This is a genomic window from Okeania sp. SIO2C9, from assembly GCF_010672455.1.
Lineage (GTDB): Bacteria > Cyanobacteriota > Cyanobacteriia > Cyanobacteriales > Microcoleaceae > Okeania.
This window is the reverse complement of the sequence record NZ_JAAHGO010000231.1, coordinates 1-1,381: the sequence shown is the minus strand read 5'-3', so window position 1 is coordinate 1,381 and position 1,381 is coordinate 1. Positions and strand designations below refer to the sequence as shown.

Here is a 1,381-nt window from a genome sequence, read left to right as displayed (position 1 = left end):
AGAAAATATCTGGCGATGATTGTTACTACGCTCAAGCGTCTCAATGAACTTGGTCCTGAGCCAGATCCAAATAAGTCCCCGTGGTACAATCATTATCTATTCCACTCGCTCAAGCCATTTACTAGAACTGAAGTTGAGCAATTAGTGAGTATACTAAAAACACCACAATTACGAGACGCAATTCAGAAAATTGCTGGTGGACACCCTGCTTTGTCACAGATAGCAGGTTATATGTTGTGCCGAAAGGTAAGAATTGGAGAATTTCCTAATACTGAAGAATTTTCTGAGGAATTTGAACGTGAGACTAGACAGTTTTTCCAAAACACTTGGGAGAGGTGTAATCAAGTGGAGCAAACTCTGCTAATTTTTATGGCTCTAGCTGCTTTAAAAGGTCGTTTACATAAGAAAATGCGCTTTGATTTAAGTGGAATTGACCTTATTTTTAGTCAAAGAGAGCGAGAGTTGATCAATCTAGAAGAACAAGGTGTGATTGTAGGCAAAAGCCAGGAAGGGAAAAAAGAATACTTTTTGACTTCAGCAATAATGGAGAGTTGGGTGATTCAAGAAGTTTGGAATACAGATGAGCCTTCCCTACAAGCGAGAAAGAAGATGTTTCTGAATTTGATGAGCCATGGTCAAGCCAAGAAACTCTCGGAGACAATTCATTGGCTCTGGGAGCATAAAGATATAGTACCTTCAACGCTGGAGTGGGTAGGTAAAATTTTAGCTGCTGTGCCTAAGGGAGGACTCCAGGGTTGATTTAATTGGATATAAAGTTCATTAATTATGAATGGTTCACAGTTTCAGGGCAATTATCGTAATCCTTATATTATTGGCAGCGCCATCGATGAACCGGAAAAGTTTTTCGGGCGGGAAAGCCTGTTTCAATTTATTGAGGATAATCTGAAACAGAACGTAAAACTTATTTTGTTGCATGGTCAGAGACGGATCGGTAAGTCATCTGTACTTCAACAGATTCCTAATTTTGTTGGTAGCGATGAGTTCTTTTTTGTTAACTTTGATATTCAAAATAAAGATAAACTACCTTTGAATTCTATTTTGCATGAGCTTGTTCAAGCAATTGTAGAACACTTAAGTTATTATGACTTACCATATTCAGATGATTTAAAAGTACCTTCTTCTGAAAATTTAGGATATGATCAAGATATATTTTTTGATGAGTTTTTACCTGAAGTTTATAAGCGCTTAAGAAATAAGAAGTTAGTACTGTTACTTGATGAATTCGATGTTTTACATAACAATCATCATACAGCAGAAGAAGAAAGCTTATTTTCCTATATAAAATCATTTTATAAGAAAGACGATAACTTATTTATAATTCCGGTAGTGGGACGATATCCGGATGATTTACCAAAGATGC

At 36.4% G+C, this 1,381-nt stretch carries 1 protein-coding gene and 1 pseudogene; both read left to right on the top strand.

The genetic code is table 11. From position 1 onward, the window contains the following. Window positions 1-759 (top strand): annotated as a pseudogene (locus F6K23_RS40555) (ATP-binding protein); the annotation flags it as partial. A gap of 27 nt (window positions 760-786) precedes the next feature. Then, window positions 787-1,381 (top strand): ATP-binding protein (locus F6K23_RS40550; protein WP_293166873.1); only part of this gene is annotated, 595 nt, incomplete at its 3' end.